Consider the following 19,541-nt stretch of genomic DNA (forward strand, 5'->3'; position numbering starts at 1 on the left):
AAAATGAAATATAATATATTAAACGCACTATTGATTTGTGTTATTTTCTTTACATCTTGTAAAAACAGTAACGAGAGTAACCAGTCAGTAAACGATATTAAAACCTCTAAATCTCTTTCTATTGAAGATAAGGTTGAAGCTTTGCTTTCTAAAATGACTTTAGAAGAAAAAATTGGCCAAATGAATCAATATAATGGGTTTTGGGATGTAACAGGACCTGCGCCTTCAGATGGAGAAGCCGAAATAAAATATGAGCATCTTCGTAAAGGTTATGTAGGTTCAATGATTAACGTAAAAGGCGTTAAAGATGTCAGAGCTGTTCAAAAAATAGCAGTTGAAGAATCTAGATTAGGTATTCCTTTAATTATAGGTTTTGATGTTATTCATGGGTTTAAAACTACAAGTCCAATCCCTTTAGCAGAAGCAGCAAGCTGGGATTTAGAAGCTATAAAAAGCTCTGCTGAAGTTGCCGCTAAAGAAGCTGCAGCATCAGGTATTAATTGGACGTTTGCTCCAATGGTAGATATATCTAGAGATGCACGTTGGGGACGTGTTATGGAAGGCGCAGGAGAAGATCCGTTTTTAGGTTCAAAAATCGGGGTAGCTAGAGTACAAGGTTTCCAAGGAGAAGATTTATCATCACCATTAACCATAGCAGCTTGTGCTAAACATTTTGCAGGTTATGGATTTGCAGAGTCTGGTAAAGACTATAATACTGTAGATGTAGGTACTTCAACTTTAAATAATATTATTTTACCTCCTTTTAAAGCAGCTTCAGATGCAGGAGTTAGAACATTTATGAATTCTTTTAACGAGTTAAACGGAATTCCAGCAACAGGTAACAAAATGTTACAAAGAGACATCTTAAAAGAAAAATGGAATTTTGATGGATTTGTAGTTTCAGATTGGGGATCAATAGCAGAAATGATTGCACATGGGTACGCTAAAGACGGAAAAGAAGCTGCAAAATATGCTGCAAATGCTGGCTCTGATATGGACATGGAATCGTATTTATACGTAGAACATTTAGCTGCTTTAGTTAAAGAAGGTGAGGTAGATGAAGCCTTAATTGACGATGCAGTAAGACGTATTCTTAAAGTTAAATTTGAATTAGGATTATTTGATGATCCTTATAAATATTGTAATGAAGATAGAGAAAAAGAAATTATAGGTAGCGAAGCTATTAATAACACCGTTTTAGATGTTGCAAAAAAATCTATAGTTCTTTTAAAAAATCAAAATCAGTTATTACCTTTAAAAAAAGAAGGTCAAAAAATAGCAGTTATTGGTGCATTAGCAGACGATAAAACAAGTCCTTTAGGAAACTGGAGATTAGCTGCAGAAGAAGGTTCTGCTATTTCACTTTTAGAAGGTTTAAAAAACTATACAGGTAATATAATTACATACGCTAAAGGCGCAGATGTAATTATAGAAAACACATCATTTGCCAAAGAAGTAAAAATTAATGAAGATGATACTTCTGGTTTTGCAGAAGCTTTAGCTTTAGCAAAATCTTCGGATGTTGTAATTATGGTTTTAGGAGAACACGGTATGCAATCTGGTGAAGGTAGAAGTAGAGCAAACCTTAGTCTTCCAGGCGTTCAACAGCAACTTTTAGAAGCTGTTTACAAAGTAAATAAAAACATAGTTTTAGTATTACATAATGGTAGACCATTAGCAATAGATTGGGCAGATCAAAATATACCTTCAATTTTAGAAGTATGGCAATTAGGTAGTCAAAGTGGTAATGCAATAGCGCAAGTCCTATTTGGTGATTATAATCCAAGTGGTAAATTACCAATGACGTTTCCTAAAAACGTCAATCAAGTCCCTATTTATTATAATTATAAAAGTACAGGAAGACCAAACATGCCAGCACCTGATGAGGTATTTTGGTCGCATTATTCAGATCAAACCAACCAACCGCTATATCCATTTGGTTTCGGTTTAAGTTACACGACGTTTAAATATGACAATTTAAAAGTAGAAAATACTTTTAGTGAAAATAAAACGGTTAAAGTTTCTGTTGAAATCACCAATACAGGTAATTACAAAGGAAAAGAAGTAACTCAATTGTATATAAGAGACTTATTTGCAAGTGTAACAAGACCTATAAGAGAGTTAAAAGGTTTTGAAATGATCGAATTAGAACCAAATCAAACAAAAACTGTAACTTTTACTTTAACAGAAAATGAACTTGGGTTCTATGATAATTTAGGTGAATTTATTGTTGAAAAAGGAGATTTCAAAGTATTTGTTGGAGGAGATTCTTCAGCAAAATTATCATCAGAATTTAAAATTTAAATGAAACATTTATTAATTATAATTAGTCTAGTAACAATATTTTCTTGTGAAAAAAAGGAGCAAGAAAATATTGTTTTTTTTGAAGACTTTAATACTGAAAATCTTAACGAAACTCATTGGAATTACGAGTTAGGTAATGGTTGTCCAAACCTTTGTGGTTGGGGAAATAATGAAAGACAATATTACACAAAAGAAAATGTATCTATAAAAGATGGTAATTTAGTAATTACAGCTACAAAAGATTCAACTAAATATTATTCTGGAAGAATAACGACTAAAGATAAAGTAGAATTTACATACGGTACTGTAGAAGTAAAAGCAAAATTACCTCTAGGACATGGTTTATGGCCAGCAATTTGGATGCTAGGATCAGATATTGAAGAAGTAGGTTGGCCTGCTTGTGGCGAAATTGACATAATGGAGTATGTTGGTAAAACACCTCATCAGATCCATACAACCTTACATACACCATCTAGCTTTGGTCAATCTATAAATACTAATGTAGAAACTTTAGAGAATATAGAAGAAGGTTTTCATGTCTATAAAACAAATTGGAGCAAAGATGCTATTCAATTTTATATAGACAATCAGTTGGTGTATACTTTTTCACCAAAAGAAAAAAATGAAAAGAATTATCCTTTTAATAAACCATTTTTTGTTATTCTAAATATGGCTATTGGAGGTAGTTTTGGTGGACCAGATGTGGACGATTCAATTTTCCCTCAACAATTTATTATAGACTATATAAAGATTTATCAATAATTAAAATTTACCTCAATAACTAACTATAATAAAAAAGGTGCAAATATATTTTTGCACCTTTTTTTATTTAAAAATTCTTTTACTGTTTATTCAACTCTAAGTAAACCAGTATCATCTTCAATTTTTATTTGCTTTCCTTTTGTACTAATTAATCCTTGTTTTTTAAATTGAGATAAGATTCTAATAGCACTTTCAGTAGCAGTACCAACAATACTTGCATAATCTTCTCTAGATAAGGTTAGTGCCAAAAAACCATTTTCATCACTCCCAAATTTTTGATGAATGTAAACAAGCGTATTAGCAAGACGTTGCTTTACCGTTTTTTGTGCCATGTCTACAAGCTGATCATCAGAGTTTTTTAAATCTTTGGCCATATTTTTTAATACGTCCATAGAAAAATCAGGGTTTTTCTGTAAATCTTGGATAATTTCACTTTTAGGAACAAAACAAACTTGCATATCATTTACAGCAGTTGCAGTAAGGTTTGATGGTTCTCCACTAATTAAAGAGCGTTGACCAATCATTCCGCCTTTTAGCGCAAGTTTTACAACTTGATCTTTACCATTTTCACTTAACTTAGTTAATTTACAAACTCCATCTCTTATACAGTAAATACCATTTAAAGAATCACCTTCTTCAAAAATGTTATCTCCTTTTTTAACGATTTGAGTTGTTTTACATGCAGAAACACGCATTAACTCTTCTTTTGTTAAGGCCTTTAAACTATTAAATTGCCTAACAATACATTGTTCACATTTGCTCATACCAAAAAGACTAATGTTCCAAAATTATACATAATATGACAAATATCATAAAATATATTGAGTTTAAATGTAATCTTTGTTACAGGTATAAAAGAGCAAATTATGGATGCAAAAGTATGTTATCATTGTGGTGATACATGTGCAGATACCAAAATAACAAAAGATGAAAAAGTGTTTTGTTGTAATGGTTGTAAAACGGTTTACGAAATCCTTTCGGAAAGCGATTTAACATGTTACTATGATCTTCAATCTTCACCAGGAGCTGTTCCTAAAGAGATAGAAGGTAAGTACGATTTTCTTTCTCAAGATAAAATTATCGAAAAATTAGTAGAGTTTGACGATGGCAAAACACAAATTGTTACGCTTTACATTCCGCATATTCATTGTAGTTCTTGTATTTGGATTTTAGAAAATTTAAACAAATTAAATCCAGCAATTTCGCAATCTCAAGTCAATTTTGGTAAAAAAACAGTTCGAGCAACGTATAATACAGAAACGTTTAGTTTAAAAGAATTAGTCTTGCTTCTTAGCTCTGTAGGTTATGAGCCGTACATTAGTTTAGACGATTATAAAACAGGAAAAGAAAATGTTAACCGAAGCTTAATATACAAGCTTGGCGTTGCTGGTTTTGCATTTGGCAATGTCATGTTTTTGTCTTTTCCGGAGTATTTTGAGGTAGATGAGTATTGGCTAGAAAAATACAAACATCTCTTTAGATGGTTAATGTTTGCGTATTCGTTACCTGTAGTGTTTTATGCTGCACAAGATTATTTTATTTCGGCGTATAAAGCTATTAAAACCAGAATTTTAAATATTGATATACCAATTGCTTTAGGTGCAATTGTTCTATTTTTAAGAAGTACAATAGAAATTATTTTCAACTACGGATCAGGATTTTTTGACAGCTTAACAGGGTTGATATTTTTCTTATTACTTGGTAAATTCTTTCAGCAAAAAACCTATTCATTTTTATCTTTTGAGCGTGATTACAAATCGTACTTCCCAATTGCAGTTACAAAAATTATTAATAACGAAGAAGTGCCAGTTCAAGTCTATGATATAGAAAAAGGAGACCGATTATTAATAAGAAATCAAGAGTTAATTCCCGTAGACGGAATTTTAATTAACGGAAGCGCAAAAATTGATTACAGCTTTGTAACTGGCGAATCTGAACCAGTTAAAAAAGCATCTGGAGATAAATTATTTGCAGGCGGAAAACAAACATCTGGTGTTATAGAAATGGAGGCTATAAAGTCTGTAGAGCAAAGTTATTTAACACAATTATGGAGTAACGATGTGTTTAATAAAAATAAAGAAGATGGTTTTACAACGCTAACAAACGCTATAAGTAAGCGTTTTACAATCATTATTTTAAGTATAGCTTTTATAGCAACTGCATATTGGCTTTATGTAGACTCTTCTAAAGCGATGAATGTGTTTACAGCAGTTTTAATCATTGCTTGCCCATGTGCTATAGCATTATCGGCTCCATTTACTTTCGGAAACTTGCTGCGTATTTTTGGTAAGAAGAAGTTCTATTTAAAAAATGCTTCTGTAATAGAACAATTATCGCATATAAATACGATAATTTTTGATAAAACAGGAACCATTACTTCAAACAAAAAAAGTGAAGCAAAATATGAAGGTTTGCCACTCACCACAGAAGAAGAAACTTTATTAAAAAACACCTTAAGAGGATCTAATCATCCTTTAAGTAGAAGTCTTTATGATATCTTAGACGAACATAATATTATTACTTTAGATACTTATAAAGAACATTTAGGGCAAGGAATAGAAGCTTCTCATGCTTCAGAAAAGATAAAAATAGGGTCTGCAAAATTTGTAGGTTATCAAACAGAAACAGAAGTTTTAAATACGGCTGTTCACGTAAGTTCTAATAGTATTTATAAAGGAAAATTTACCTTCTACAATAGCTATCGTAAAGGGTTGTCTAAACTATTTAATAAACTTAAAAAGAATTACGATTTAGCGATTCTTTCAGGAGATAATGAAGGTGAAATGGAAAACCTTAAAAAACTATTGCCTTCAAAAACCAAGTTGCTTTTTAATCAAAAACCAAACGATAAGTTAGAATACATAAAATATCATCAAACTGAAGGCGCAAAAGTACTTATGGTTGGTGACGGACTTAATGATGCAGGAGCATTAGCACAAAGTGATGTTGGTGTAGTAATTTCAGAAAATATAAATGTGTTTTCTCCGGCTTGCGATGCTATTTTGGATGCTTCTAAGTTTAATCACTTGTATAGTTATATCAAGGCTTCAAAAAGTGCATTAAAAATTATAAAATGGAGCTTTTTGCTGTCATTCTTTTACAATGTTATAGGATTATATTTTGCTGTTACAGGACAATTAGCGCCAGTAATTGCAGCAATATTGATGCCTTTAAGTTCTATAAGTATTGTGATTTTCACAACAATAGCTACAAACTGGATTGGCCGAAAACTAAAATAATTTTAAACATGATAAATATCATCTTTTAAACAAGACTTCTAAAGTAATTTTGAAACATAACTTCTAATTAGGTATGAGTGTTATATATATATTATTAACGGTAAGCATTATTGTAGCTGTAATTTTCTTTGTAGCCTTTATTATGGCTGTAAGAAACGGGCAATTTGACGATGGTTATACACCATCTGTAAGAATGCTTTTTGAAGACGAACTTATAAAAACAAACAAAACAATAACTAAAAACAACAAAGACTAATCACAATTATTATGGAAATGCAACAATTTTATTACGATAACAAGATTGTTAAAAAGTTTCTCTATGCAACAATGCTCTGGGGAGTAGTTGGTATGCTAGTGGGACTAATTTTAGCTTTCATGTTTTTATTCCCAAATATGACAGATGGGATTTCATGGTTAAGTTTTGGTCGTTTAAGACCATTACATACCAATGCCGTTATCTTCGCATTTGTGGGTAACGCAATTTTTGCAGGTGTTTATTACTCTACGCAAAGATTATTAAAAGCCAGAATGTTTAGCGATTTATTAAGCAACATAAACTTTTGGGGCTGGCAATTAATTATTGTCGGTGCTGCAATTACTTTGCCTTTAGGGTTTTCAACATCAAAAGAATATGCAGAGTTAGAATGGCCATTTGATATTGCAATAGCACTTATATGGGTTGCATTTGGAGTTAATTTAATTGGTACTATGTTAAAACGTCGTCAACGTCACTTATACGTTGCAATTTGGTTTTACATAGCAACATTTGTTACTGTTGCAGTATTACATATATTTAATAGTTTAGAATTACCTGTTAGTGCATTTAAGAGTTATTCAGTTTATGCAGGTGTACAAGATGCATTGGTACAATGGTGGTATGGCCATAATGCGGTAGCATTTTTCTTAACAACACCATTTTTAGGTTTAATGTACTACTTTGTACCAAAAGCAGCCAATAGACCTGTATATTCTTATAGATTATCAATTATACATTTCTGGTCTTTAATATTTATTTATATATGGGCTGGTCCACACCATTTATTATATACCGCTTTACCAGAATGGGCTCAAAGTTTAGGAACAACCTTCTCTGTAATGTTATTAATGCCTTCTTGGGGAGGAATGATTAATGGATTATTAACACTTCGTGGTGCTTGGGATAAAGTTCGTGTAGATCCAGTGCTTAAATTTATGGTAGTTGCAATTACGGGTTACGGTATGGCTACATTTGAAGGACCAATGCTTTCTCTTAAAAATGTAAATGCAATTGCTCACTTTACAGATTGGATTATTGCTCACGTCCACGTTGGTGCTTTAGCATGGAATGGTTTCTTAACTTTTGGTATGATTTATTATTTAGTACCAAAGTTATTTAAAACTAAATTACATTCGGTAGGATTAGCTAATTTACATTTCTGGATTGGTACCTTAGGTATTATAATGTATGCGTTACCAATGTATGTTGCTGGATTTACTCAAGCTAGTATGTGGAAACAATTTAATCCAGATGGAACGTTAGTGTATGGTAACTTCTTAGAAACTGTTTCGGAAATTATCCCAATGTACTGGATGCGTGCCATAGGAGGTACATTATACCTTACAGGAATGTTAATCTTAGTATACAACATTGTTGTTACTATTGCTCAAGGTAGTAAAGTTGAAGACGAACTTGCTGAAGCAGCAGCATTGCAACGTGTATCTAAAAAACGTGTAGCTGGAGAAGGTTGGCATACTTGGTTAGAACGTAAACCAATTAGATTAACTATTTATGCTACTATCGCAATTCTAATTGGTGGTATTATTCAAATTGTACCGACAATAATGGTAAAATCTAATGTTCCAACTATTAGTAGTGTAGAGCCTTATACACCGTTAGAATTAGAAGGTAGAGACATTTATATACGTGAAGGTTGTGTAGGTTGCCACTCTCAAATGGTACGCCCATTTAGAAGTGAAGTTGAGCGTTACGGAGAGTACAGTAAAGCAGGAGAATTTGTTTACGATCACCCATTTCTTTGGGGAAGTAAGCGTACAGGTCCAGATTTACATAGATTAGGTGGAAAGTATAATGATAACTGGCACTTCAACCATATGTATGATCCACAAAGTACATCATCAGGATCAATCATGCCAGCCTATAAATGGTTAATTGATAATGAGCTTGATAAATCTCAAACCGAAGCTAAAATGCGTACAATGGTATCTTTAGGTGTACCTTACACGGACGAAGATATTGCAAATGCTCAAGCTCAAATGACTGAACAAGGTACTCAAATAGAGAAAAACCTTTACAGCGATCCAGATTTTGCTTCTGCTTACGAAGCAAGTAAGAAAAATGCTGGTGCAGACTTTGTAGAAATGAAAAACAGAGAGATTGTAGCTTTAATAGCATACTTGCAACGTTTGGGTACAGATATTAAAGTAGAACAAACAGAAGAAACAACAGCTCAAAACTAATACGTCATGTTGAAATTTGTAAAAAATCATTTAGAGACAATAGCAGGTGTAGAGATATACCCAATATTATCACTTCTTATATTCTTTGGATTTTTTGTAGTTCTTTTTTGGTGGGTAATCACCGCCAAAAAAGACTACATCTCTAAAGTAAGTAATATACCATTAGAATTAGACAACCAAAACGAATCAGAATCATGAGAAATTTATTCCCATCATATGTAAGAGTTCCTGTAATATTCTTCACAATATTCGGATTAATCGAGTATTTCGTGGATTCAGGAGACGAGCCAGCTTTTTTAAAGTATCCTGTTATCATGCTGTTCTTACTTTTAATTTTATTAGTACTTATAGCAATAGAAGGAATAGTAGGTTCTATAGAAAACGTGCTTTTCCAAAGTTTAGATGAAGCTGGTAAAGAACGTTACTTAGCTAGTAAAACAAAAACGCCTCAATTTAAAGCCTTAAATAACATTTACGATAAATTAAAAGGTAAACAAAAACCAATTGAGGAAGAACATGAAATTATCCTAGACCACAATTACGATGGTATTAAAGAGTTAGATAATAACTTACCACCATGGTGGGTATGGTCATTCTATATTTCAATTGTATTTGCAGCAGTTTACTTAGTAAGATTTCATGTTATTGGAACAGCAGATTTTGCAGCAGAAGAATTAGAAAAAGAATATGCACAAGCTAAAATTGAAATAGAAGAGTATAAGAAAACAGCTAAAAATTTAGTAGATGTTAATACTGTAACGTTATTAACAGATGCTGCCGATTTAAAAGCTGGTCAATCTATCTTTAATGCTAACTGTGTAGCTTGTCACATGGCAGATGGTGGAGGAGGAATTGGTCCAAACCTAACAGATAACTACTGGATTTTAGGAGGTGGAATTAAAAATGTATTCCATACCATTTCAGAAGGTGGACGATCTGGAAAAGGAATGATTTCTTGGAAAAACGATCTAAAACCAATAGAAATGGCGCAAGTAGCTAGTTATGTATTGTCTTTAGAAGGTACAACACCAGCAAATCCAAAAGAACCAGAAGGAGATATTTGGAAACCAGAAGGAGTTGATAATGTAGAAGTACCAGAAGAAGTTATAGAAACAGAAGTTATTGAAGTAGAAAAATCTACTCCAGCAGAAAATAACGATTAATAATAAGTTAAAATGGAAGCTCCAGACAACGAGAGTTTTAGAGACTCGATTGCAACAATAAACGAAGAAGGAAAACGCGCTTGGATTTTTCCAAAAAAACCAAGCGGTAAGTTTTATGATTACAGAAAGTACGTAAGTTACTTTTTACTAGCCTTTTTGTTTGCAGCACCGTTTATTAAAATAAATGGTAATCAGTTTTTAATGTTCAATGTTTTGGAGCGTCGTTTTAATATTTTCGGCTTTCCGTTTTGGCCTCAAGATTTTCACCTGTTTGTAATCTCAATGATTATAGGTGTAATTTTTATTACTCTATTTACTGTAGCTTTTGGTCGTATTTTTTGCGGTTGGATTTGTCCGCAAACCATTTTTATGGAAATGGTTTTTAGACGTATAGAATATTGGATTGATGGAGATAGAGGAAAACAATTAAGACTTAAAAAATCTGGATGGACTAGTGAAAAAATAAGAAAAAGAGTTCTTAAACACACTATTTTTATAATTATTTCATTTTTAATTGCCAATATCTTTTTAGCTTATTTAATTGGTAGTGATAAGCTTTTAGGATATATCAAAGACGGTCCGTTTGAGCATTTAGGTACATTAATTCCGTTACTAATATTTACAGGTATTTTCTACTTTGTTTTCTCTTGGTTTAGAGAGCAGGTATGTATCATTGCTTGTCCTTACGGTCGTTTACAAGGTGTGCTTTTAGATACTAAATCTATTGTTGTAGCCTACGACCATAAACGTGGAGAAGGCGAAAATGGACGCAAAAAATGGCGTAAAAATGAAGATAGAGAAGCTTTAGGATATGGAGATTGTATTGATTGTTTTCAATGTGTACATGTTTGTCCTACAGGTATTGATATTAGAAACGGTACACAATTAGAATGTGTTAACTGTACAGCTTGTATTGACGAGTGTGATACCATAATGGAAAAAGTTGGTTTACCTAAAGGCCTTATTAGATATGCAAGTGAAACTAACATTGAAGACAAAGAACCATTTAAACTTACAGCTAGACTAAAAGGGTACATTGTAGTTTTAACAGTTTTAATAGGTGTTTTAATAGCAATGCTTCAATTAAGAAACGAACTTGAAGCACGTGTATTAAGGTTACCAGGACAATTATACGAGCATAAAGAAAACAATATAATAAGTAACGTATTTACCTATAAATTGGTAAATAAAACAACAGAACCAGTTGAAGACGTTAGCTTTAAATTAAAAGATTATAAAGGTACAGTAAAACTAGTATCTACAGAAAATACTGTAACAGTGCCTAAACAAGGTTTAGAAGAAGGAACTTTATTTATAGAGCTTGACCAAAGTTTATTAAAAGGTGATAAGACCGAATTAACTATTGAAATTTATAGTAAAGATAAATTAATAGAAACAACTAAGGTTAACTTTTTAGGTCCTAGAAGTTTCTAAAATATAAACATTGAAAGAATAAAAAAAATAATGGCAAGTACACCTTGCATTAAGGATTGAGGTATTGTTGGAGCGCCTTGTAAAGCGCGACTACCGAAAGCCTGACCTGAAGCTTGCGTAAGGTAATGCCATAAACATTTTAGAGATATGAAACTTAATTGGGGAACCGGAATTGTAATTGCATTTATTGGCTTTATTAGCTTTATAATGTACTTTGTTATCAATATGAATACTGACAAGAAGTTAGATCATGATTTAGTTACAGAAGATTACTATAAACAAGAATTAAAATATCAAAACGATATAGATAAAGAAAAAAATGCCAAAACACTGTCTGCTAACTTAAAGTGGCAAAAAACAGAAAATGGCATGCTAATCAGTTTTCCTGAAAATTTAGAGCCAAGTAATATTTCAGGTAAAGTGTTCCTATATAGGCCATCTAATAAACAATTGGACTTTGAAACCACAATTTCTCTGTCTAACCACAATTTGCTCATACCTGACAAACGTTTGTTAGATGGTCGTTGGAACATTAAAATAGATTGGAATTACAAAGGTAACAACTACCTTTATAAAGAAGAAATTTTATATTAAAATGCTACTTACGGCTATCATATTTGGTTTATTAGGAAGTTTTCACTGCGTAGGAATGTGCGGACCTATTGCCTTTATGTTGCCTGTTGATAGGAGTAATTCTTTTAAAAAAATATCTCAAATTACAGCTTATCACATTGGTCGTTTACTAGCTTATAGTATTATTGGTTTAATCTTCGGTTTAATTGGTAAAAGTTTATATATTTTTGGTTTACAGCAACGACTTTCTATCATTATTGGCGTTTTAATGATAGTTGTAGTTGTGTTTCCGTATAAAAAAATAGGACAAAACTTTGTAGTAAAACCTATTTACAAAGCGGTAGCTTTTGTAAAAAAACAAATGGGTGAAGCTTTAAAAAAGAAAACCGCAGATACTTTTTTAACCATTGGTTTTTTAAACGGGTTTTTACCTTGCGGATTAGTTTATATGGCAGTTTTTGGAGCAATAGCAACTGGTACATCTTGGCAAGGTAGTTTATATATGTTCTTTTTTGGATTAGGCACAATACCCTTAATGACTAGCGCTATTTATTTAGGTAAATTTTTAAATGTACAAGCCAAACAACGCATCCAAAAGGCAATACCTGTTTTTGTTGTGATTATTGGTGCGCTATTTATTTTAAGAGGTTTAGGTCTTGGTATTCCTTATATTTCTCCAGCTCCTGTTGTAGAAATGGTAGAAGGCGCTATTAATTGTCACTAATTTCTTCTTATCTTTATTGTTTGAATTTCATGCTGAATTGAAATCTCAAAACCAATCTATTTTATATGAAAAACATTCTGTTACTTACCGATTTTTCTGAAACTTCAAAAAACGCTATTCATTATGCTTTACAGTTATTTGAAAATAAAGAAACAACTTTTCATTTAGTTTATGTGCATAAAGCGTCTGCATTTACTTCTGCAGATTTGATGACTAGTAGCACAGATAATTTGTATGCAAGTATCGTAAAGTCGCCACAAGAAGATTTAGAAGACCTTGTAAACAGTTTAAAAACGTTATATAAAAACGATAAGCATACTATAAACTCTCATGTAGATTACGATGTGTTTACAGATGCAATCAATCAGTTAATACAGCTTCAAAATATAGACCTAATCGTTATGGGAACTAACGGTGTGACAGGTGCAGATGAGGTTGTTTTTGGTAGTCATACACTTAATGTAATTAGAAAAGTTGAATGTCCAACGCTAGTCATTCCTAAGGATTTTAAGTTTGAAATACCTAACGAAGTTTTAATTCCTTTAGACGAAAAAGATCATTTAACTAAATCACGATTAAGCTTAATTTCTAGTCTTTTACATAATAAAGAAACTAAATTTCATATTCTAAGAGTTACAGAAACTGAAAATGATAGTTTTAAAGAGGCAGATGTTGAGGTTTTAAATTCAAACTTTTCTGAAGAAAACTATAGCTATTTCAATATTACTAATGTGCCATTACATTATGTTGTAGATACTTATGTGCAAACAAATACTATTGATTTTGAGGTGTTTATTATACAGCAAACTACTTTTTTTGAAAGACTTTTTAAAGGATCACCAATTACAAAACATAGTAAAGTAGCAAAAGTACCTTTGTTTATACTTCATGATTAAAACCAAAGACTTACAAAGCTAGAGATACCGATAATTAAGATTAGTATTAGTACAAAACTTCTAAATTGATCTTGAGATATTTTGTTTAGGATTTTTTTACCAATGTAAGTCCCAATAATACTAATTACCAATAGAATAGGGATGAGGTATAAAATGTCTTTTTGTATGTAACCATTGTTGTAATATACAACACTTCTGCTTAAATCTACGCCTAGATCTATAATTGCAGACGTAGCAATAAATTTTTCTTTATTCATTTTAAACGCAGAAAGAGTTATGCCTCTTATTGCTCCGCCAGTACCTAATAAACCTGCGCTAAAACCAGATAAAACACCTCCTAAAATGGCGTTTTTGTTGGATGCTTTAATTATTAATTCTTTAAAGACTAAAAAGATAAGACTAAGTATAATTAAAAATCCGCCTAAAAAATAGGTAAGTATTTTAGTGTTAAAAAACTGACTTACGTAAGCACCTATAATTACAAAAATAACAGCTGGTATACCTAAGTACAGGATAACTTGTTTGTCAATTCCTTTTTTGAAAAAAGCTATTTTAACTACGTTGCTAGATAAATGAAATAGTGCAGTAAGCCCTAAAACCGTTTGAAAATCTAAGAAAAAATTAGCTACAGGAACAAAAAACACAGAGGAACCAAAACCACCAACCGTTCCTAAAATTTCTGCAAGTAAAACAAGTAATAGAAATACACCAAAATATTTAGATAACATACTATTTTGGTGTTGGTATTATAGCTTCTTCCTCTAATATTAGTAGTAATAATTTAATATAATCTTTAACGCTATCTTTTAAATTAGTAGGGTCAATTATATCTATACTGCCTTTCCAGATGAGGTTTCTATCATTATTAGGGCATAAGCAATATATACTAGTTTCTGCATTATAGACATTATAATCTTCATAATAATTAGGGTTATAGAACTGGTCTTGATATAAGATGAATTCTTCCTTGAAGTTTTTTTGCTCTATATGTTCTTTATAATACTGATCAGAGTACTTTATCTTATTTTTAATACCAATTATTCTTGAAATAATTACAGTGTCATAATTTAAAGAAATTAAAGAATCTTCTATTTTATTTATTTCAGTTTCAGAAATTTTTTCCTTAAATAAATCCTTATTTAAAACAACTTGACTTTTATCTGCATCTACACCAAGAATTTGTAACTGAGTTTCAAATGTATTTTCAAACAGATCTCTAGCTTCCTTATTTTGGGTCATACCAATTATTAATACTTTTTTAGGTGTGTAGGTTTTAATTGTTGGGTTTTTCCAATAATCTTTTAGCTGAGTTGTGTTTTCGCAGCTTAAAAGAAGTATTAAAATTATATTTAAAAGAAGTAGTCTCATTATTTTATTTGATAAGATTTTTCATTTTATCTGTTTTCATTAAATCTTTAATTAAGCTAAAAATTTCAAATTTCACAGCTTTATAATCATGAAAAAACTCACTTATTTTAGAGGTAAATTCTCTGTGTTCTTTTTTGTATTTATTTTCTTCTTCAAGCTCATCAATACCGTTTACGATAATTTCAAGTTCTTGTTCGTGTTTAATTAAGTTATTAATTAGTTTTTCATTACCACGTTTGGTTCTGTATAATGCTGTTGTTGCAGTTTGAGCACGTTCTAAATCGTTATTGCTTATAATTTTTTGGGTATAATTTGTAATTAATTCTTCTAAAAATAATTGTTCATCTTTAATAAAATTAAGATCTGATAGCCAATTTTTTGACATTTCGTGCATGCGCTCTGCGCTAAACCATTCTACTAGTTTTCCTTTATTAGTTTTCATTTTTTATTGTTTAAGGGTTAATAATTATTTCTTTAAGATACTTTTATATGCTTTAAATAAAAATGATAATTATCATGTATTTAAGAGGTTATAAATCGATTTCTAAGCTTTCATAAAGAGATGGAATATGTGTATTCCAACCCATTTGATCTTTGATTTTTAACCTTAAATTATCGATAGAAGCTGCTTCACCATGAATTAAAAATATTTTTTTTGGTGTGTTTTCAATAGCGCTTAGCCAGTTTAATATTTCAGATTGATCTGCATGTGCTGATAAACTGTCTATACTGTATACTTTTGCATTGACTTTATGGTATTTTCCGAAAAATTTCACTTCATGAGCACCATCTTTTATAAGTCTTCCTCTGGTACCTTCGGCTTGATAACCAGCTAATAATATACTTGTTGTATTGATGTCTATGAGTTGTTTTAAATAGGTAAGTACGCGACCGCCAGTAACCATACCGCTACCAGCAATGATAATTTTAGATCTAGGATCGTCAATGGTTTTCCAGGTATCTGCATATGATGTAATAATATTGATATGTCTACACATAGCATGATAGTCTTGTTCTGATAGTTTATGCCACTTAGGGAAAAGTTTAAAAACTTCTAAAACATTATTGCCCATTGGACTATCTACAAAAATAGGGATATTAGGTATTTTGTTTTTTTGATATAATTTAAACAGAATATACATAAGTGTTTGTAATCTTTCTACCGCAAAACTAGGGATGATTAGATTACCTTTTTTATGGATTACTTCTGTAATGATAGTGGTTAAAAGAGTTTCTATATTTTCTTTACTGTGTAATTTGTTTCCGTAGGTGCTTTCTAAAAATATATAATCTGCTTCTTTTGGTCTTTTGGGGTCTTTAAGAAGATAATCATTTGTACGACCAATGTCTCCAGAAAAGACAAAACGTCTACCTTCAATATCAATTTCTATAAAAGTAGCACCTATAATATGTCCGTTGTAATTAAATTTAAACGAAATGTGATTATTTATTTTAATCCATTTGGCTTCTGTTTGGACTTCAAATTTAGAAATGGTGTTTTCTACGTCTTTTATAGTATAAAAAGGTAAAGCAGGATGATGTTTAGTAAATTGTTCTTTGTTGGCTTTTTTAGCTTCTTCTTCATGTATTTTAGCACTGTCTTTTAAAATAATTTCGGCTATAGCTAAGGTCGGTGCAGTACCAATAATTGTACCTGTAAAACCTTGTTTGATTAGTCTTGGTAAATAGCCAACATGATCTAAATGTCCATGTGTAAGTAATACTGTATCTATGGATTTGACATTAATGGGTAAATCATTCCAGTTGGTTTGGCGTAATTCTTTTAATCCCTGAAAAACGCCGCAATCTATCATTATAGAAGTATCATAAGCTTCGAGTAAAAACTTTGATCCAGTGACGGTTTTTGCTCCTCCTAAAAACGTTATTTTGGCTGTGTTGGACATTTGTTAAGAATTACATAATAAGTTAAATTCGTTTAAAATTCTTTTTTTTCGGGTAGTAGAAACACCTAAATGGTCTAAATAAAAAGAATCATTTAGTAAGTCTTTACTAAGTACTATATCTCTATTTAATAAAAATTGTTTTTCTCTTTTTGTTAGTAAAGTAGAAACTGTTATGGGATATAACTTATACTTATCTATACGTTGTTTAAGACTATTATTGTGAGGGTAATCCCAACTAAGTAATTTTAAACCTACACAATTACCAAAAATTTTAGCGTCTTCTGTAAACCTAGTATTAGTAACGACCCAACCTTCTGATAAAGTAGAAGTTTTATTTTGATTATCATTCCATTTATCTTGAACATCTTTGTATCTAGAGAATATATATAACGGAATTTTGACATTACAATTTAATCCTTGCTCACCATGAAATTTGCATTCTACTAATAGGGTTTTGTTATTTTTTGAGGCAAGAATATCTATTTCATGAGAGACGCAAATACCAGAAACTACATCACCAACACTAGTGTTATATTGCTCTGCATTGAAAATTGCAGCAACAAAGCGCTCAAAAGGAAAGCCTGTTGGACCAAGTTCGTAGATTGCTTTTTTTAATTTGTATTTGGAGGCAATATGACTTTGTTTAGATTTTAAAAGCGCAAATGCACGATTATATATTTCTTTTGTACTTATACCTTGATAGATTTCATCTCTAACTTTATCTGCAATTTGTTTAGTTAAATTAGTATCTGCTCCACTTTTTTTTAATGAATGTTTAAGTTTATCTATTGAAAAACTTACTTTTTTACCAGACGATTTTGTGACATCAAAACTCTTGTTTTTCATTGTTTAAGATGTTTTTTTATTAGGAATAACTAAAAATGGTATTTGAGGATTAAAACCAATTTTATTAATCACAGGCTCATTTAGAATTTTTTCAAAAATGCTATGTTTGTAATTGACCATTACTAATAAATCGATATCTAAATCTTTTATAAAAGTATTTATTACTTCTGTTTTTTTGTCAAAGTTTGGTACACTATGATAATGTGTTTTAAAGCCTTGTAAGCTTGACTTAAGTACCGATAAATTATAATCTTGTATACTAGATAATGGTTTATTAGTTTCTATATGCATTATTCTTAAAACAGCGTTATTGTTGTAAGCTAGATCATTTAATATAGTTAACTCTTCTGTAGTGTAAAAACGGTTTAAATCTGTCGAAAAAGCAATTTGTTTTATAGGGTTATAGTCATAATCTTCTGGCAAAATCATAACTGGGCAAGATAAATGAGTTTTTACAACATTAACACTATTAGTACCAAACAAACTATTTAACATACTGTTTATCCCTTTAGTGCTCATTATGACTAAGTCAATAGAGATTTTTTTTGTAATTTCTTCTATTGCATTTGTTAAAGGCTGAAATTTTATAATAGTTTTAAACTCATGATTAGCATTATGATCACTATTTTCAATTTGTTCTTTAAATTGATTGAGTTGATCGTTACCCAATTTCATTATGTTTTCTATATAAACTTCATTTAATGTAGAAAGTATTTCTGGATCTAAAACTTCTGTATGTAAAAGATGAAATGTACATAAGTCATCTTTATATAGTTTGACAGCGTATACTAATCCAGCCCAAGAGTTATCTGAAAAATCTAAAGGAATTAAAATGTGTTTCATAGTCTTAAGTTTTTGATTTACTTAAAGTTAGTTTAAATTTTCATAATAAAACATGATAACTGTTAGGAAATAAAAAAGCCAGCATTTTTGCTGGCTTTTTTAAATTATTTTAAATTTACTTACTTGATTTTAAAAGTTATAACAGGCAAAGACGAGTGGTTAGCAATATCTTCTGAAATACTTCCAGATAAGAAATGTGTAAACCCTGTACGACCATGTGTAGCTATAGCAATAGCATCTGCGCCAGATACATTAGCAAAGTTTAAAACACCTTTTTCTACGGTATAATCTGCTACATATTTTACGTTATCTAATTGACTTAAGTCGCCATCTGCTTTAGTTAAAAAGTCTGCTACTGTCTGTTCTATTTCTTGAGAGCTGTTAAAGTTGTCACCTGGTGTATTTACATATAGCAAGTGTAGTTTAGAACCTAAAGTTTTAAATAGCTTAGTAGCATTTAAATAAGGTGTAACACTTTTTTCTGTAAAATCTGAAGCAAACACTACATTATCAAAACTTAAAGTAGTCGGTTTGTTTTTTATTACAAGTACAGGTATATCTGCATGTCTAACTACTTTTTCTGTGTTGGATCCAACAAATATTTCTTTTAAGCCACTACTACCATGAGATCCCATAACAATCATATCTGCATTTTGCTCTTTAGCAACATCATTTACTTCGCTAAATACTTTAAAATGTTTAACTATTGGTGTTACGTTAATACCTTCTAAAAAGTCTTGCTCTAAAAATTCATTAAACTTTTTTTCTGCTAGTTTTATAAAGAAAACAGTTTCGTCTTGTAAAGCTGTTTCTCCTTTAGTTAATATAGTTTCAGAGATTTCTAACATGTGCAATGCTAAGATTTCTGCATTATATTTTTTTGCAAGTATTGATGCAGCTTCTAAAGCGTAATTAGAATGTTCTGAGAAATCTACTGGTACAATTATTTTTTTCATTTTTTGTTGATTTTAAGAGTTATATAAAGTTATTAATTTTTTAAGGTTTTAAAGTTTTTTTTTATGATTTAA

Annotated in this window: 19 protein-coding genes; 11 read left to right on the forward strand and 8 right to left on the reverse strand. The window is 30.8% G+C overall.

Annotated features, from left to right (window positions below):
- Positions 1–3 precede the first annotated feature (3 nt).
- Both bglX and H574_RS0106595 read left to right on the forward strand, forming a co-directional pair.
- Positions 4–2,304 carry a beta-glucosidase BglX gene (gene bglX, locus H574_RS0106590; RefSeq protein WP_027879812.1) on the forward strand — a complete coding sequence of 767 codons (2,301 nt, stop codon included), beginning with the start codon at positions 4–6 and terminating at the stop codon, positions 2,302–2,304.
- A complete protein-coding gene (locus tag H574_RS0106595) occupies positions 2,305–3,066 on the forward strand; it encodes a glycoside hydrolase family 16 protein (protein ID WP_027879813.1) in 762 nt (253 codons plus the stop codon).
- An 86-nt stretch (positions 3,067–3,152) separates the two neighbouring features.
- Here the strand turns inward: H574_RS0106595 and H574_RS0106600 are convergent, their stop codons facing one another.
- Positions 3,153–3,830 (reverse strand): Crp/Fnr family transcriptional regulator, encoded by a 678-nt coding sequence (locus H574_RS0106600; protein WP_027879814.1) that lies wholly within the window; start codon positions 3,828–3,830, stop codon positions 3,153–3,155.
- A 102-nt stretch (positions 3,831–3,932) separates the two neighbouring features.
- Here H574_RS0106600 and H574_RS0106605 point away from each other — a divergent pair, with 102 nt between their 5' ends.
- The 9 genes from H574_RS0106605 (at position 3,933) to H574_RS14005 (ending at position 13,552) form a co-directional block, all read left to right on the forward strand.
- Positions 3,933–6,305, forward strand: a complete 2,373-nt coding sequence (locus H574_RS0106605) for a heavy metal translocating P-type ATPase (protein ID WP_027879815.1) — start codon at positions 3,933–3,935, stop codon at positions 6,303–6,305.
- Between the two features lie 73 nt (positions 6,306–6,378).
- Entirely contained in the window at positions 6,379–6,561 is a 183-nt protein-coding gene (gene ccoS / locus H574_RS0106610) for a cbb3-type cytochrome oxidase assembly protein CcoS (protein WP_027879816.1), read from the forward strand.
- 11 nt (positions 6,562–6,572) lie between these two features.
- Complete coding sequence (gene ccoN, locus H574_RS0106615) at positions 6,573–8,762, forward strand: cytochrome-c oxidase, cbb3-type subunit I (protein ID WP_027879817.1); 2,190 nt, start codon at positions 6,573–6,575, stop codon at positions 8,760–8,762.
- A 6-nt stretch (positions 8,763–8,768) separates the two neighbouring features.
- Positions 8,769–8,960 carry a cytochrome c oxidase subunit IV gene (locus H574_RS0106620; protein ID WP_027879818.1) on the forward strand — a complete coding sequence of 64 codons (192 nt, stop codon included), beginning with the start codon at positions 8,769–8,771 and terminating at the stop codon, positions 8,958–8,960.
- Positions 8,957–9,925 (forward strand): cbb3-type cytochrome c oxidase N-terminal domain-containing protein, encoded by a 969-nt coding sequence (locus H574_RS0106625; RefSeq protein ID WP_027879819.1) that lies wholly within the window; start codon positions 8,957–8,959, stop codon positions 9,923–9,925. Before H574_RS0106620 ends, H574_RS0106625 begins: the two co-directional genes overlap by 4 nt.
- Before the next feature lie 12 nt (positions 9,926–9,937).
- Complete coding sequence (gene ccoG / locus H574_RS0106630; protein ID WP_027879820.1) at positions 9,938–11,359, forward strand: cytochrome c oxidase accessory protein CcoG; 1,422 nt, start codon at positions 9,938–9,940, stop codon at positions 11,357–11,359.
- A 147-nt stretch (positions 11,360–11,506) separates the two neighbouring features.
- The gene (locus H574_RS0106635; protein WP_027879821.1) at positions 11,507–11,953 is read left to right on the forward strand and encodes a FixH family protein; all 447 of its coding nucleotides are present in this window, start codon (positions 11,507–11,509) and stop codon (positions 11,951–11,953) included.
- Position 11,954: 1 nt separating this feature from the next.
- Complete coding sequence (locus H574_RS0106640) at positions 11,955–12,656, forward strand: sulfite exporter TauE/SafE family protein (protein WP_027879822.1); 702 nt, start codon at positions 11,955–11,957, stop codon at positions 12,654–12,656.
- A 65-nt stretch (positions 12,657–12,721) separates the two neighbouring features.
- On the forward strand, positions 12,722–13,552 hold the full coding sequence (locus H574_RS14005; protein WP_051169842.1) for a universal stress protein: 831 nt from the start codon (positions 12,722–12,724) through the stop codon (positions 13,550–13,552).
- Here H574_RS14005 and H574_RS0106650 read toward each other — a convergent pair.
- The 7 genes from H574_RS0106650 to H574_RS0106680 form a co-directional block, all read right to left on the reverse strand.
- The gene (locus H574_RS0106650; protein WP_027879823.1) at positions 13,549–14,280 is read right to left on the reverse strand and encodes a sulfite exporter TauE/SafE family protein; all 732 of its coding nucleotides are present in this window, start codon (positions 14,278–14,280) and stop codon (positions 13,549–13,551) included. The genes H574_RS14005 and H574_RS0106650 overlap by 4 nt on opposite strands.
- A gap of 1 nt (position 14,281) precedes the next feature.
- Positions 14,282–14,920 (reverse strand): hypothetical protein, encoded by a 639-nt coding sequence (locus tag H574_RS0106655; protein ID WP_027879824.1) that lies wholly within the window; start codon positions 14,918–14,920, stop codon positions 14,282–14,284.
- Positions 14,921–14,924: 4 nt separating this feature from the next.
- On the reverse strand, positions 14,925–15,362 hold the full coding sequence (locus tag H574_RS0106660) for a hypothetical protein (protein WP_027879825.1): 438 nt from the start codon (positions 15,360–15,362) through the stop codon (positions 14,925–14,927).
- 88 nt (positions 15,363–15,450) lie between these two features.
- The gene (locus H574_RS0106665; RefSeq protein WP_027879826.1) at positions 15,451–16,824 is read right to left on the reverse strand and encodes an MBL fold metallo-hydrolase RNA specificity domain-containing protein; all 1,374 of its coding nucleotides are present in this window, start codon (positions 16,822–16,824) and stop codon (positions 15,451–15,453) included.
- Positions 16,825–16,827: 3 nt separating this feature from the next.
- Positions 16,828–17,670: an ATP cone domain-containing protein gene (locus H574_RS0106670; RefSeq protein ID WP_027879827.1), complete on the reverse strand. Its 843-nt coding sequence runs from the start codon at positions 17,668–17,670 to the stop codon at positions 16,828–16,830.
- 3 nt (positions 17,671–17,673) lie between these two features.
- Positions 17,674–18,513: a universal stress protein gene (locus H574_RS0106675; RefSeq protein ID WP_027879828.1), complete on the reverse strand. Its 840-nt coding sequence runs from the start codon at positions 18,511–18,513 to the stop codon at positions 17,674–17,676.
- A 119-nt stretch (positions 18,514–18,632) separates the two neighbouring features.
- Positions 18,633–19,469 (reverse strand): universal stress protein, encoded by an 837-nt coding sequence (locus H574_RS0106680; RefSeq protein WP_027879829.1) that lies wholly within the window; start codon positions 19,467–19,469, stop codon positions 18,633–18,635.
- Positions 19,470–19,541 lie beyond the last annotated feature (72 nt).

It is taken from the genome of Mesoflavibacter zeaxanthinifaciens DSM 18436 (assembly GCF_000422365.1).
Classification (GTDB): Bacteria; Bacteroidota; Bacteroidia; order Flavobacteriales; family Flavobacteriaceae; genus Mesoflavibacter; species Mesoflavibacter zeaxanthinifaciens.

Coding starts and splice junctions, on each gene's coding strand:
- H574_RS0106650 (WP_027879823.1), bottom strand. CDS start 14,280: ATGTTATCTAAATATTTTGGTGTATTTCTATTACTTGTTTTACTTGCA.
- H574_RS0106635 (WP_027879821.1), top strand. CDS start 11,507: ATGAAACTTAATTGGGGAACCGGAATTGTAATTGCATTTATTGGCTTT.
- H574_RS0106665 (WP_027879826.1), bottom strand. CDS start 16,824: ATGTCCAACACAGCCAAAATAACGTTTTTAGGAGGAGCAAAAACCGTC.
- H574_RS0106680 (WP_027879829.1), bottom strand. CDS start 19,469: ATGAAAAAAATAATTGTACCAGTAGATTTCTCAGAACATTCTAATTAC.
- H574_RS0106595 (WP_027879813.1), top strand. CDS start 2,305: ATGAAACATTTATTAATTATAATTAGTCTAGTAACAATATTTTCTTGT.
- ccoS (WP_027879816.1), top strand. CDS start 6,379: ATGAGTGTTATATATATATTATTAACGGTAAGCATTATTGTAGCTGTA.
- H574_RS0106600 (WP_027879814.1), bottom strand. CDS start 3,830: ATGAGCAAATGTGAACAATGTATTGTTAGGCAATTTAATAGTTTAAAG.
- ccoN (WP_027879817.1), top strand. CDS start 6,573: ATGGAAATGCAACAATTTTATTACGATAACAAGATTGTTAAAAAGTTT.
- H574_RS0106675 (WP_027879828.1), bottom strand. CDS start 18,513: ATGAAACACATTTTAATTCCTTTAGATTTTTCAGATAACTCTTGGGCT.
- H574_RS0106640 (WP_027879822.1), top strand. CDS start 11,955: ATGCTACTTACGGCTATCATATTTGGTTTATTAGGAAGTTTTCACTGC.
- H574_RS0106625 (WP_027879819.1), top strand. CDS start 8,957: ATGAGAAATTTATTCCCATCATATGTAAGAGTTCCTGTAATATTCTTC.
- ccoG (WP_027879820.1), top strand. CDS start 9,938: ATGGAAGCTCCAGACAACGAGAGTTTTAGAGACTCGATTGCAACAATA.
- H574_RS0106655 (WP_027879824.1), bottom strand. CDS start 14,920: ATGAGACTACTTCTTTTAAATATAATTTTAATACTTCTTTTAAGCTGC.
- H574_RS0106605 (WP_027879815.1), top strand. CDS start 3,933: ATGGATGCAAAAGTATGTTATCATTGTGGTGATACATGTGCAGATACC.
- H574_RS0106660 (WP_027879825.1), bottom strand. CDS start 15,362: ATGAAAACTAATAAAGGAAAACTAGTAGAATGGTTTAGCGCAGAGCGC.
- H574_RS0106620 (WP_027879818.1), top strand. CDS start 8,769: ATGTTGAAATTTGTAAAAAATCATTTAGAGACAATAGCAGGTGTAGAG.
- H574_RS14005 (WP_051169842.1), top strand. CDS start 12,722: ATGAAAAACATTCTGTTACTTACCGATTTTTCTGAAACTTCAAAAAAC.
- H574_RS0106670 (WP_027879827.1), bottom strand. CDS start 17,670: ATGAAAAACAAGAGTTTTGATGTCACAAAATCGTCTGGTAAAAAAGTA.
- bglX (WP_027879812.1), top strand. CDS start 4: ATGAAATATAATATATTAAACGCACTATTGATTTGTGTTATTTTCTTT.